This window comes from Streptomyces sp. NPDC043861, assembly GCF_056435905.1.
Genome location: NZ_JBWKDP010000005.1, coordinates 191466 through 204796, shown reverse-complemented (window position 1 = coordinate 204796; position 13331 = coordinate 191466). Strand labels below are relative to the sequence as shown.

Genomic DNA, 13331 nt, shown 5'->3' with positions numbered 1-13331 from the left:
CGACGGCGGGGGCCGACGCCCCCGCCGTCCGCCCGCCCGCCGGGCCTGTCCGCTTGCCTGTGGCCGGGCCCTGTGCGGGGACCGTTCAGGCCACGCCCGTGCGGTCGTCCTCGGTGCGGGGGACCGGTGCCGTGTCCCGGCGTATGCGCAGGCGCACCACCGCGCCGAAGAGCACCACACCCGCGGCCAGGCCCGCGCCCGCGCCGAAGCAGGCCGTGGGGATGATGTCCAGGGGCGTGTCGATGCGGCCCCAGTACTGGTACCAGCGCACACAGCGGTGGGCCGTGCCGGCGAGCACACACGCGACCAGCAGTGCCACCGCCGCCGCTCGCTCCCCACGGCCGAGCACCGGAAGGTCCGCGGGAAGCGGTGTCGTCACCGGCAGCCGGCGCAGTGACGAGGCCACGAACCAGACGACGGCCGTCAGGGCGAGCGCCGAACTGCCGTACTGCGTGTACGTATAGAGGGGAAACCCGGACACGGTCTCGCTCAGCACCGGCAGCGCCCGCACACCCCAGCGGTCGAAGTGCGTGAACGCGTCCCACACCACATGCGTCGTCGCACCCAGCACCGCCGAGACGTAGAACCACAGCGCCGCGACTGCCGGCGGCCGTTCGTCCCAGGCACGGCCCCGCAGCAGTGTGGACAGCCGCCCCCGCCACCGGCGCGGCAACAGGGACACCACCGGATCGCGAACGAGCAGCCAGAGCCCCACGAGCGCCGCGGTGAGGACCGCGTCGACCGTCAGCACCCCTGCCGGAGCGTGGGTCACGCTGCCGAACTCCATCGCGCCGGGCAGGACGCTCGCCGCGAAGTACGTCATGTCGGGCGAGAAGGACCCCGCAACGAGCGCCGATGCGAACAGCGGACCACGCGCAGTGCCGTTCCTCCGGATGCCGGGCAGCACGGCCGCGGCATGGCTGAGTGTGAACGGCATGAAGGTCCCCCAGTGCGACCGGCTTCGAGCAGTCCGACCCAGTATGCGCGATGCCGACCGTCCGCCCTGCGAACGCGTCGTCCCGGGGACCGCGCACTGCCGCCGGATGACCGGTTGGTGAACAGGACGCAAGAGCGGCCGGGGGGACTGTGTTACGCAACCCGTCGTTGCCGTAGGGTCGCCTGAGGCAAGGCGCGGGGAGCGCGGAAGCCGTCCACGGGGAGGGGACACACCTATGGCAGCGCAATTCGGCCGACGGCTGCGCAAGGGAGCCACCACAACTGCGGTGGCCGCGGCGGCGGTGGCGGCGCTTTCCGCGTCGCAGGCGCCAGGGGTGACCCCCGGCACCGCCGGAGGCGACGGCAACGCGGCCGGGTCGACCACCCCGCCCACGAACTCGGCCACCGGCGACTCCCCGTACTTCACGGATCTGCCCCCGCTCAACACCCCGAACAAGCCGGGCACTTCCGCGGACGTCCCGGTGGTGACGGGTCCGGCGGAAGCAGGTATCCCGGCCACGGTCCTGGATGCGTACAAGCGGGCCGAGACCGCCCTCACCACCGCCGACCCCGCCTGCCGCCTTCCCTGGCAGCTGCTCGCCGCGATCGGCAAGGTCGAATCCGGACAGGCGCGCGGCGGCCGTGTCGACGGCAACGGCACGACGACCTCACCGATCCTCGGCCCGGTCCTCAACGGAGCCGGCTTCGCCAACATCCCGGACACCGACAACGGTGCCTACGACGGTGACACCACCCACGACCGCGCCGTCGGCCCCATGCAGTTCATCCCCTCCACCTGGGACGGCTGGGGCCAGGACGGCAACGGCGACGGCCGCAAGGACCCGAACAACATCTACGACGCGGCACTCGCAGCCGGGAAGTACCTGTGCGCCGACGGCCGTGACCTGTCGCAGCAGGCCGACCTGGACCGGGCGATCCTGAGCTACAACCGTTCGCAGGAATATCTGCGCACGGTGCTGTCCTGGTTCGAGTACTACAAGCGCGGCAGCCATGAAGTCCCGGACGGTGCCGGCGTGATGCCGGTCGACCGCAGCGACAACGGCGTCTCGCCGGCCGACCCCGTCACCCCCGGTCCCAGCACGAGTCCCGGTGCCGGCCCCCGGCCCGGCCCCAAGCCCGGTGACAAGCCCGGCCCGAAGCCACCCCCGACGACCCCGCCGACGACCCCGCCGGCCAAGCCCGCGCCCGGAGGCGGCACGGCCACTCCGACGCCGCCGCCCGTCCTGGGCGTGGCGCGTGTCGAGGACGCGGGCACCGGGGCGCTCACGGCCACGGCGGGCAAGGAGTTCGTCGAGCGGATCAAGGTCCGAGCCGAGAACCGGATCGGCGCCGGTGTCGCGAGGACGGAGCTCACGTTCGAGATCGTCGGTGACACCGACGCCCGCTTCAGCGAGGGCCGCACCAAGGCCGTCGTCATGACAGGCGCCGACGGGCGCGCCGTCGCGCCCGTCCTCAAGGCCGGTGAGAAGACGGTCGACTTCAGCGTCCGGGTCACCGTGTCCGGCCGAACGCTGCCCGGCCTCGACTACGCAGCGACCGTGACCGAGCGCCGGGCCGACGCCCTGGCCAGGACCGGCGACAAGGAGCTGACCGCCGCGCCCGGCGCCGAGTTCACCGAAGCGGTCGAGGTCAAGGCCACGTTCAAGGGCGCCGCTGCCGCGGGCGTGGCGGTCACCGCCACCATGATCACCTCGGCCGACGACCCGGCGGAGAACACCAAGGGCCCCTACTTCAAGGACGCGGAAGGCAAGCCGGTCCGCACCCTGACGGCGCTGAAGACCGACGCCGAGGGTGTGCTCGTCCTGCCGAAGGTCTTCGCCGACGACCGGACCGGGACCTTCCTGCTGCGTCTGACCACGGCGGGCGGTGCGACGCTGACCCTCGAACTGAAGGTCGCGGCCCCGGACCCCGCCCCCGGCCCGTCGACGGACCCGGCCCCGGACCCGACGCCGTCCACGGACCCGGCCCCGGGCGCCTAGGGCCCTCGTTTGGATCTTGCCGGGCTCGCGTGCCCCGGTGACTGATCCAGCCCGATCCAAACGAAAGACCCCAGGTCCTGTCCGGGCCGTACGCCTCCCCGTCAGGGCCCGGCAGCCCGTCGCGTGCACGGCGCCGCCCCTCACCGCTCAGGTGAGGGGCGGCGCCGTGTCGTGTGCGGTGCCGTGTGTGCGGCTGTTCTCATCTCGCGGACGCATTGCTACGGTGCCTGCGCCCCGATGTTCTGACGCCATGTCAGTTCCAGCCGGATCCGATCCATGCCCCCGGGAGGCCGACCATGCGCGCCCTCGCCGCCGCCGCCATCGGACTTGCCCCCGTGCTGCTCGTCGTGCTGCTCCTCGCGGTGCTCGACGTGCCCCCGGGCGAGACCTCCCCCCGGCCGCTCCTCACCACCGTCCCCGGCCCCAAGAAGTAACGGGAGGACCAGCAAGCCATGCGCCGCCGAGCGAGCCTCGTGCTCCTGTCCCTCGCCGTCTTCTTCGCCGCCCTGGCGCCGGTCCTGCGCTGGTACGCCTTTCCCCGGCTGGCGAAGATCCCCCCCAGCCAGTACCAGGAGATGGTGCTCGAGGCGAAGCCGGCGACCCTGCTGCAGTACGACACGATGCAGGCGAAACAGGTCGAGAAGGTCACCATCGTGCAGACCCTCAAGGGGAACGTCGAGGAGTCGGAGAGGATCGAGCGGGACGCGGGCCGGGACGTCGTCGTGTGGGACTCGCTGTCCCATGTCCAGGGACCCGACGGCGCGATGATCTCCCAGATACCCGAGCGTTACATCTTCGACGCCCACACCCAGGCACCCGTGCACGCGACCGGTGAGACGGTCGACGGGGACGCGGTGCGGCGCGAGGGCATCGAGTTCAAGTGGCCCTTCCTCACGGAGAAGCGGGACTACGAGTACTTCGACGCCCAGACCCGTGCCTCCGCGCCGATCCACTACAGGGGGACGAGGACCTTCCGGGGTCTGGAGGTCTACTACTTCGAGCAGACGATCCCCTGGACGAAGGTCCCGTACCCGAAGAAGATGCCGATGCCGGGCATCGACGCGACGACCCTGGAGAAGCAGACCGGCACCACGCGCTGGTACACCACCAAGCGCATGTTCTGGGTCGAGCCGGTCACCGGCGCCCCCGTCAACGGCGAGGAGATCCACACGGAGGAGCTGCGCGGCGGCTCGCTGCTCGGCGGCAGGGACAAGGTCACGGCCTTTTCCGGTCATGTGAGGATGCGCGAGGACTACATCGCGTACACCGTCGATCTCGTCTCGGCCAACCGCACGATCGTCCTGCTGCTGGTCTCGTACCTGCCCTGGGGTTTCGTGGGCGTCGGGCTCCTGCTGCTCGTGCTCTCCCTCTGGCTGGAGGCACGGTCCCGGCGCCCCGACGGTCCCCCCGTGCCACGGCGCGAACCGGAACCGGTCAGCGTCTGACGCCGCGCGTGGGCTCCGCCGACATGGGGTCCTCGGGCCAGGGATGCTTGGGGTAGCGCCCGCGCAACTCCGCCCGTACGGCACGGTATCCGTCGCGCCAGAAGGACGCGAGATCGGCGGTCACGGCCGCGGGCCGCCCGGCGGGCGACAGCAGATGCACCAGCACCGGCACGCCCGCGACGGCCGGCGTCGCCCTCAGCCCGAACAGTTCCTGGAGCTTCACCGCCAGCACCGGCTGCTCGCCCGTGTAGTCCACCCGGACCCGGGAGCCACTCGGCACCTCGATGCGTTCCGGGGCGAGTTCGTCGAGACGGGCCGCGTCGCCGGTCGCCCACGGCAGCAGCCGCTGCAACGCCTGCCCGGCGTCGATACGCCCCAGATCGGCCCGCCGGCGGGCACGGGACAGCTCGGGCTCCAGCCATTCCCCCGCCCGCTCCAGCAGCGCCCCGTCCGACACCTCGGGCCAGGGTGCGCCGAGCACCCGGTGCAGAAACGCCAGGCGCCGGCGCAGTGCCTGCGCATCGCGCGACCAGGCGAGCAGCCCGGGCCCCTCGCGCCGCAGCCCCTCCAGCAGCGCGCCTCGCACAAGCGACGGATCGGGATCCTTCAACGGCCGGACGGACAGCTCCACCGCCCCCAGCCGTTCCACGTGCCGGGCGACGACGTCCCCGGCCTCCCAGTGCGTCTCCTCGCCACTGGACAGCAGATGGTGAGCGGCGCCACGGGCCATGCCCTCGTCGATCACCGCGGCCAGACGCACCCGCGCCGACGCGTCATGCGAAGCCCGGTCCGCGACGGCAACCGCCAGCCACGGCGCACTCCGCAGGCGGGAACCGTCCCCGAGCTCCGCCCCAGTGCCGGAGGCCATGAGAAACGCCTGTTCCCCGCGCGCCCGGGCGACCCGCTCGGGGAAGGCCAGCGCGGTGACGAACCCCGCGACGGTGTCGTCGGCGGCATGCCCCCCGCCGCCCGTCGGCCGCCCCCGCGAACCGGGCCCGGCCGTTGCCGGGGCGGTATCGCCCAGGGCGCGCGCCAGCCGCTGCGCCTCCGCGCGCCAGCGCGGCCCGTACGCGTCGCCGCCGTGACGGGCCGAGCGCCAGGCCGACGCGAGATCGTCGCCGTACTCCCGCGGGGGCTCCTCGCTCAGCAGGGCCACCACCTCCGCCGCGCGCCGCGCACCCACCTCCGGGGCGCCGTCCAGGAGGGCGCGGGCGAGCCGCGGGTGCAGACCGAGCCGGGACAGCCGGACACCCCGGTCGGTTGCCCGCCCGGACGCGTCGACCGCGCCGATCGCCGAGAGCACCGAGCGGGCTGCGGCCATCGCACCGTCCGGGGGAGGGTCCAGCAGCGGGAGCCCGGACGCCGAGGGGTCGCCCCAGCAGGCTGCCTGCAGGGCGAACGCGGTGAGATCCGCGATCTGGATCTCCGGGGCGGGAAAGCGCGGCAGCCGTGCGTCCTCGGCCTCGGTCCAGCAGCGGTAGACCGCACCCGGTGCCTCACGCCCAGCCCGGCCGGCGCGCTGGCGGGAAGCCGCCCGGGACGCCCTCACCGTCGTGAGCGAGCCGATCCCCCGGGCATGGTCGGTACGCGGTTCCCTGGCGAGGCCCGCATCCACGACGACCCGAACGCCCGGAACGGTCAGGGACGACTCCGCGACCGATGTGGCCAGCACGACCCGGCGGCCCGGCCCGGGGGAGAGAACCGCGTCCTGCACCGACGCCGGAGCCCGCCCGTGCACCTGCAGCACCTCGGCGTCCAGGCCCCGGAGCAGTCCCGCGACCCGGGCGATCTCCCCGGCGCCGGGCAGGAAGCAGAGGACGTCTCCCGTCCGTTCCGCCAGGGCGCGCCGCACCACCGACGCCACATGCGCGAGCAGTGCCGGATCCACCCTCATCCCGTGCGGCGGCCGCACGGGGCGGGCGGGAGGTGCCCACACCACCTCCACCGGATGCGCGACGCCCTGGGCCTCGACCACCGGCGCGTCGCCCAGCAGCCGCGCCCACCCCGCCGCGTCCGTCGTCGCCGAGGCGGCCACCAGCCTCAGGTCCGGCCGCAGGGCCGCCCGCACGTCCAGCAGGAACGCCGCCACCGTGTCGGCGTCCAGATGCCGCTCATGGCACTCGTCGAGGATCACGACGTCGACGCCCGGCAGTTCCTGGTCCCGCTGCAGCCGCTGCAGCAGAACGCCCGTGGTGACCACCTCGACGACGGTCTCCCGGCTCACCGCACGCTCTCCGCGCACGGTGAACCCGACCCGCTGCCCGATCTTCTCCCCGAGCAGCCACGCCATCCGCCGGGCCGCCGCCCGCGCCGCGATCCGGCGCGGCTCGGCGACGAGGACACGCCCGCCGGCCGGGTACGAACCGCTGCGCGCCGGTTCTTCCGACAGCCCTGCCAGGGCCAGCGGCACCAGCGTCGTCTTGCCCGTGCCGGGCGGTGCGCACAGCACCGCGGCCCCGTGCTCGTCCAGCGCCCGCCCCAGCGCGGGCAGGGCGGTGCGTACGGGCAGTCGGGACAAGGCGTCCTCGCGGACCACGGCCTAGTCCCTCCCCCCGGGGGCACCGCCGGCCGGAGGCCGGACGACGTCGGCAGGGGGGACCACCGTCCCGTCCCTCTCGCACACGAAGATCGCCGTCCCCGGGATGAGATTCCCCCGCAGCGGGGACCAGCCGCCCCACTCCTGGCTGTTCCAGGCCGGCCACTCCGGCTCGACCAGGTCGAGCAGACGGAAGCCCCCGGCCACCACGTCCCGCACCCGGTCGCCGACCGTCCTGTGGTGCTCCACATAGACGGCACGCCCCTGCTCGTCCTGCTCGACGTACGGCGTGCGGTCGAAGTAGGAGGAGCCCACGCTCAGCCCCTCGGGGCCGGGCTCGTCCGGGAACGCCCAGCGGACCGGATGCGTGACGGAGAAGACCCACCGCCCGCCCGGCCGCAGTACACGGTGGACCTCGCGGAACACCTTCACCGGGTCGGACACGAAGGGGACCGCACCGTAGGCCGAGCATGCGGCGTCGAAGGAGGCGTCGGCGAACGGCAGCGCCCCGGCATCCGCCTCCACCAGCGGGAAGCCGCCGCCGATGCGGCGGGCGTGCTGCAGCTGCCGGTGCGAGAGGTCCAGGGCCACCGGTCGCGCCCCCTGCGCCGCGAGCCATCGCGAGCACTGGGCCGCGCCCGCGCCGATCTCGAGCACGTCCAGCCCGTTCAGGGAGTCCGCGGGTCCGAGCAGCCGTGCGTCCGCCTCGTCCAGCCCCTCCGGGCCCCACACGAACCGGTCGTCGCCCAGGAACGTTCCGTGTTCTCTCTGGTACTCGTCCGCGTTCCGGTCCCACCAGCCGCGGCTCGCCCGGCTGCTCTCCGCGTCCCCGGCGTCACGCCGGGTGGCTTCCGGCTCCGATTCCGGTCCGGCGTCCGTTCCGTACTCTTGGATCATCTCGCCCGTCGTTGTACGTTGCTCGGGCCTCGCACGGACGTGTCGCCGACGTGTCGCGGAAGAGCGAGGCGCGGCCATTGTGGCCTTGGCAAACCTTAGTTGTGCCGGGTATGGGTCATTCCGCCCCGGGTGGGCGGCTTCGCGCATTGACCGTGCCCTGCCGCCCCCTTATGCTAAAGGTTGCGCTGCGGGCTTGCGCGCCTCAGACGGAGCAGGCCGCGCTCGCATCTGTTGTATGTCCCCTCGGTTTTCGAGGCGCCATTCCCCTCGGGTTGGCGCTTCCTTGGCTGTCCGGCTTCTTCAGCTGCGGTATCGGGCTCACGGCGTAGCAGTACCTACGACTTCAATGTCCGTACCGGAGCCCTTTCCCACATGACGAGCAGCACCGAGACCACCGCCACCACCCCGCAGGTTGCGGTCAACGACATCGGTAACGAGGAAGCCTTCCTCGCCGCGATCGACGAGACGATCAAGTACTTCAACGACGGCGACATCGTCGACGGCGTCATCGTGAAGGTCGACCGGGACGAGGTCCTGCTCGACATCGGTTACAAGACCGAAGGTGTCATCCCGAGCCGCGAGCTCTCGATCAAGCACGACGTCGACCCGAACGAGGTCGTCAAGGTCGGCGACGAGATCGAGGCCCTGGTTCTCCAGAAGGAGGACAAGGAAGGCCGCCTGATCCTCTCGAAGAAGCGCGCGCAGTACGAGCGTGCGTGGGGCACCATCGAGAAGATCAAGGAAGAGGACGGCATCGTCACCGGTACCGTCATCGAGGTCGTCAAGGGTGGTCTCATCCTCGACATCGGCCTCCGCGGCTTCCTCCCCGCCTCCCTCGTGGAGATGCGTCGCGTCCGCGACCTCCAGCCGTACGTCGGCAAGGAGCTCGAGGCGAAGATCATCGAGCTGGACAAGAACCGCAACAACGTGGTCCTGTCCCGCCGTGCCTGGCTGGAGCAGACCCAGTCCGAGGTCCGCCAGACGTTCCTCACCACCCTGCAGAAGGGTCAGGTCCGCTCCGGCGTCGTGTCCTCGATCGTCAACTTCGGTGCCTTCGTGGACCTGGGTGGCGTCGACGGTCTGGTCCACGTCTCCGAGCTGTCCTGGAAGCACATCGACCACCCGTCCGAGGTTGTCGAGGTCGGCCAGGAAGTCACCGTCGAGGTCCTCGACGTCGACATGGACCGCGAGCGTGTCTCCCTGTCGCTGAAGGCGACGCAGGAAGACCCGTGGCAGCAGTTCGCCCGCACGCACCAGATCGGCCAGGTCGTCCCCGGCAAGGTCACGAAGCTGGTTCCGTTCGGTGCGTTCGTCCGCGTGGACGAGGGCATCGAGGGTCTGGTCCACATCTCCGAGCTGGCCGAGCGCCACGTGGAGATCCCGGAGCAGGTCGTCCAGGTCAACGACGAGATCTTCGTCAAGGTCATCGACATCGACCTCGAGCGTCGCCGGATCTCGCTGTCCCTGAAGCAGGCCAACGAGTCCTTCGGTGCCGACCCGGCGTCGGTCGAGTTCGACCCGACCCTGTACGGCATGGCTGCGTCCTACGACGACCAGGGCAACTACATCTACCCCGAGGGCTTCGACCCGGAGACCAACGACTGGCTCGACGGCTTCGAGAAGCAGCGCGAGGAGTGGGAGCGCCAGTACGCCGAGGCGCAGCAGCGCTTCGAGCAGCACCAGGCGCAGGTCATCAAGTCCCGCGAGGCCGACGAGGCCGCTGCTGCCGAGGGTGGCGCCGCCGCTCCGGCCGCCGCGCCGACCGGTGGCTCGTACTCCTCGGAGTCGGACGACAACTCCGGCGCCCTGGCCTCGGACGAGGCCCTGGCTGCCCTTCGCGAGAAGCTGGCGGGCGGCCAGAGCTGAGGCTCTGACTTCCGGCACGGCTGACAGCAGCTGAGTGAGGCCCGCTCCCCTTCGGGGGAGCGGGCCTCATCCGTTGGAGAGGACGACCCGGTCGGCCCCTGACCGGACCGGGCACGCTCGCGGAACTGCTCGGCCCCTTCCGGCCGGCCCCTCCGGCACGGCTTCGCCGTCCCGGGAATGACCGCACCCGCCGTGATGTTGCTACCGGTGAGTTCGGACGAGGGGCGGTAATGGTGGTTGATCCTCAGAGTTTGTACGAGTGGGAGCCGAAGGGCCTGGCGGTCGTCGACATGGCGCTCGCGCAGGAGTCCGCAGGGCTGGTCATGCTGTACCACTTCGACGGATACATCGACGCGGGGGAGACCGGTGAGCAGGTCGTCGGTGCACTGCTCGACTCGCTTCCCCACCAGGTGGTCGCCCGCTTCGACCACGACAGGCTCGTGGACTACCGGTCCCGCCGCCCGCTGCTGACCTTCCGGCGCGACCGCTGGGCCGACTACGAGGATCCCGCACTGGAGGTCAGGCTGGTGCAGGACGCCACAGGCGCGCCCTTCCTCCTGCTCTCCGGCCCGGAGCCCGATGTCGAATGGGAGCGCTTCGCGGGTGCCGTCCGGCAGATCGTCGAACGTCTCGGGGTTCGCCTCTCCGTCAATTTCCACGGCATCCCCATGGGGGTCCCGCACACCCGGCCGGTCGGCATCACCCCGCACGGCAATCGCACGGACCTCATGCCCGGCCATCGCAGCCCCTTCGACGAGGCCCAGGTGCCGGGGAGCGCGGAGGCACTCGTCGAGTACCGGCTGATGCAGTCGGGTCATGACGTCCTCGGCGTCGCCGCCCATGTACCGCACTACGTCGCCCGTTCCTCCTATCCCGATGCCGCGCTCACCGCCCTCGAGGCGATCACGGCCGCGACGGGACTCGTCCTCCCCGGTGTCGCGCAAGCCCTGCGCACCCGGGCCCAGCGCACCCAGACCGAGATCGAACGGCAGATCGGCGAGGGCGACGAGGAGCTCGTGGCCCTGGTGCGAGGGCTTGAGCACCAGTACGACGCGGTGGCCGGTGCGGAGACGCGCGGCAGCCTGGTCGCGGAACCCGTCGACCTGCCGTCCGCTGACGAGATCGGGCGGGAGTTCGAGCGCTTCCTCGCGGAGCGGGAGGGCGACGCCTAGCAGCCCCGGCCGGACCCCTAAGCTTCGGCTCATGCTGAAGGTGGGCCTGACCGGCGGAATCGGAGCCGGCAAGAGCGAAGTGTCGCAGCTGTTCGTGTCGTACGGGGCGGTCCTCATCGACGCCGACAGGATCGCGCGCGAGGTCGTCGAGCCCGGGACGCCCGGCCTGGCCGCCGTCGTGGAGGCCTTCGGACCGGAGATCCTCACCGCCGAGGGCACCCTTGACCGGCCGAAACTCGGCTCCATCGTCTTCGCCGACGCCGACCGCCTCGCCGAGCTCAATGCGATCGTGCACCCCCTGGTCGGCGCACGTTCCGCCGAGCTCGAAGCCGCCGCCGGTGAGGACACCGTCGTGATCCACGACGTACCCCTTCTCGCCGAGAACCGGCTGGCCCCGCTGTACGACCTGGTCGTGGTGGTGGACGCGTCGGAGGAGACCCGGCTGGACCGGCTCGTACGGCTTCGCGGAATGACCGAGTCCGAGGCACGGGCCCGCATGGCCGCACAGGCCACGCGGGAGGAGCGGCGTGCCGTCGCCGACATCGTCATCGACAACGAGGGGTCGCTCGAGGAGCTCGAGCCCCGGGCCCGCAAGGCATGGGCGGTACTCACGGAGCGCGCGCACCGCTGACGGCCGTCCCCTCATCCCTGGCGGGCGACACCCGGGGGAGGGCGTGCAGGGTGTCGCGAGTCGGTGAACCCTTCCGGTCCGCGCACCGGCTCCTTGGGACGCGGGGCCGGGACTGGCGGCACACTCCCGGTGCGACGGTCCGGATCTCCTGGACCGCGGACCCGGCCGCAGCCGTCCCCTCCGGCCATGAGCGCGTCCGCGTCGAGGGATGCTTCGTGGTGGCCGGGGCCACTGATCGCACCGCTCGGGCCCGGCACTCGCTGTCACCGCGTTCTGACGGTCGGAATACCCATGTCCCGGGGGATGTTGAACGGCCAGAGCAAGGGGAAGGATGCGAGCGTGCCCGAGACGAACCCGGAGACTCACGTCATTGACTTCCGAGCAGCCGAGCAACTGCTCGCCGCCCGTGACCCACGCGGTGCCGTGAAGCTGCTCGACTCGGTGATCGCGGCCCATCCGGAAAACACGGCGGCACGGCTGCTGCGTGCCCGCGCCTTCTTCGCGGCTGCCCAACTGCGGCCCGCGGAGCTCGAGTTCGAGATCGTCCTGGAGCGCGAGCCGGACAATGCGTTCGCCCATTTCGCACTGGCGCGCACCTTCCAGCGTTCAGGCCGTCCGGAGCAGGCCAAGCGGCACTTCAGACTGGCGGCCGCACTCGACCCCAAGCCGGAATACCTGGAGGCGGCGCGTTTCGAGGACTGAGCGGTCGGCGGCGGGAGGGCCGGTGAGGGGTGCCCGGCTCCGGTGGCCGCCGGCTCACGGCGGTCAGTGGGGTGGCCTGTTGTCACCGTGGTCGGGTTCGTACGGCGGGATGTCGGGACCCGGCTGGTAGTGCGGCCCCTGGTGGAGCCGGTGCACCACCATCATCAGATCCGCCGCCACGACCAGCACCAGTACCGCACAGGCGATCGCCCAGCCCGGCCGCTCGGTCAGAGCGAAGGCGGCCGTACCCGCGACGGCCCAGAGCAGGCCCCATACGCTCAGCCAGAACCGCATCCGCAGGGGACTGCGTGCGGTTGTCGGTTCACTCCCAGTGCGCATGGCCATCGCCTCTTCCCCTCCAGGATGTACCCGATTCCTGCCGGATGTGCCGTGCTGACGAGGTGCGCGGGGCGGAGACGGGCATCGGGCGGTGACGGCGTCGTCCGTCCTGGTGGCGCCGGCCCCATGCCGACGCGTGACGCAGTCGGCGGCGGGCACATTCCATGGCCCCAACTGCGATGATTTCCGCGCGTGTTCCCGGTCTGAATCCATGAGGGCGCCACGAAGCCGGCGCCACGGATGCCGTACACGAGGAGAACGCCATGTCCGCCACACCCTCGACCGTTCCGACCACCGCCAACCCCGGCACGACCGCCAACCCCGGCACGACCGCCACGGCCGGAACGGCCGCCGGTGCGGCCGCGAGACGGCTCAGTCGGCGTTCGGACCTCGCCGTGCGCACCCTGCAGATCGTGCTCGCGCTGTTCCTCGCCGTGCCGAGTGCCTTGCCGAAGCTCGTCGGACATGCGTCGGCCGCGGAGTCGTTCGACAGGATCGGCTTCGGCGACTGGTTCATGTATGCCGTCGGGGCGCTCGAGCTGGCCGGCGCCGTGGCGCTGGTGATCCCCGTCCTGTCCGGGGTGTCCGCCCTGGCCCTGATCGGCCTGATGACCGGTGCGTTCATCACCCAGCTGACCGTGTTCGACGGCCGGTACGCGATCACCCCGGTCCTGGTGGCGATACCGCTCGGCGTCATCGCCTGGACCCGGCGGGACCGCACCGCAGCGTTCTTCGCGAGGGTCCGTGGGCGGTTCTGATCCGCGGGCGCGTCCCGCCGGGCGGGTGCTTCGCACCCGCACCGGCGAT

General features: G+C 71.8%; 12 protein-coding genes. 8 read left to right on the top strand and 4 right to left on the bottom strand.

The annotated features are described in order from the left end of the window. Positions 1 to 85: 85 nt before the first annotated feature. Positions 86 to 937, bottom strand: a complete 852-nt coding sequence (locus tag AC068D_RS14465; RefSeq protein ID WP_478823332.1) for a DUF4184 family protein — start codon at positions 935 to 937, stop codon at positions 86 to 88. A gap of 235 nt (positions 938 to 1172) precedes the next feature. Between AC068D_RS14465 and AC068D_RS14460 the strand changes: the two genes are divergently transcribed. The 3 genes from AC068D_RS14460 (at position 1173) to pgfA (ending at position 4381) form a co-directional block, all read left to right on the top strand. Further along, complete coding sequence (locus tag AC068D_RS14460; RefSeq protein ID WP_478823331.1) at positions 1173 to 2936, top strand: lytic transglycosylase domain-containing protein; 1764 nt, start codon at positions 1173 to 1175, stop codon at positions 2934 to 2936. A gap of 296 nt (positions 2937 to 3232) precedes the next feature. Then, on the top strand, positions 3233 to 3370 hold the full coding sequence (locus tag AC068D_RS14455) for an SPW_0924 family protein (RefSeq protein ID WP_478823330.1): 138 nt from the start codon (positions 3233 to 3235) through the stop codon (positions 3368 to 3370). An 18-nt stretch (positions 3371 to 3388) separates the two neighbouring features. Beyond that, a complete protein-coding gene (pgfA, locus tag AC068D_RS14450) occupies positions 3389 to 4381 on the top strand; it encodes a cell envelope lipid trafficking protein PgfA (protein WP_478823329.1) in 993 nt (330 codons plus the stop codon). Here the strand turns inward: pgfA and hrpB are convergent. After that, positions 4371 to 6917, bottom strand: coding sequence for an ATP-dependent helicase HrpB (gene hrpB / locus AC068D_RS14445; protein ID WP_478823328.1), 2547 nt, complete (start codon positions 6915 to 6917; stop codon positions 4371 to 4373). The genes pgfA and hrpB overlap by 11 nt on opposite strands. Positions 6918 to 6920: 3 nt before the next feature. Next, the gene (locus AC068D_RS14440; protein WP_478823327.1) at positions 6921 to 7814 is read right to left on the bottom strand and encodes a class I SAM-dependent methyltransferase; all 894 of its coding nucleotides are present in this window, start codon (positions 7812 to 7814) and stop codon (positions 6921 to 6923) included. A gap of 372 nt (positions 7815 to 8186) precedes the next feature. Between AC068D_RS14440 and rpsA the strand changes: the two genes are divergently transcribed. The 4 genes from rpsA to AC068D_RS14420 all read left to right on the top strand — a co-directional run bounded on the left by rpsA (position 8187) and on the right by AC068D_RS14420 (position 12185). Further along, on the top strand, positions 8187 to 9680 hold the full coding sequence (gene rpsA, locus AC068D_RS14435) for a 30S ribosomal protein S1 (RefSeq protein WP_478823326.1): 1494 nt from the start codon (positions 8187 to 8189) through the stop codon (positions 9678 to 9680). Positions 9681 to 9913: 233 nt separating this feature from the next. Next, entirely contained in the window at positions 9914 to 10852 is a 939-nt protein-coding gene (locus tag AC068D_RS14430; RefSeq protein ID WP_478823589.1) for a PAC2 family protein, read from the top strand. Positions 10853 to 10883: 31 nt separating this feature from the next. Continuing rightward, positions 10884 to 11483, top strand: a complete 600-nt coding sequence (gene coaE, locus AC068D_RS14425) for a dephospho-CoA kinase (protein WP_478823325.1) — start codon at positions 10884 to 10886, stop codon at positions 11481 to 11483. A gap of 339 nt (positions 11484 to 11822) precedes the next feature. Further along, complete coding sequence (locus AC068D_RS14420; RefSeq protein ID WP_478823324.1) at positions 11823 to 12185, top strand: tetratricopeptide repeat protein; 363 nt, start codon at positions 11823 to 11825, stop codon at positions 12183 to 12185. Positions 12186 to 12248: 63 nt separating this feature from the next. Here AC068D_RS14420 and AC068D_RS14415 read toward each other — a convergent pair whose 3' ends face one another. Continuing rightward, positions 12249 to 12524, bottom strand: a complete 276-nt coding sequence (locus AC068D_RS14415) for a DUF6343 family protein (RefSeq protein WP_478823588.1) — start codon at positions 12522 to 12524, stop codon at positions 12249 to 12251. Positions 12525 to 12787: 263 nt separating this feature from the next. Here AC068D_RS14415 and AC068D_RS14410 point away from each other — a divergent pair, with 263 nt between their 5' ends. Then, a complete protein-coding gene (locus AC068D_RS14410; protein ID WP_478823323.1) occupies positions 12788 to 13282 on the top strand; it encodes a DoxX family protein in 495 nt (164 codons plus the stop codon). Positions 13283 to 13331 lie beyond the last annotated feature (49 nt).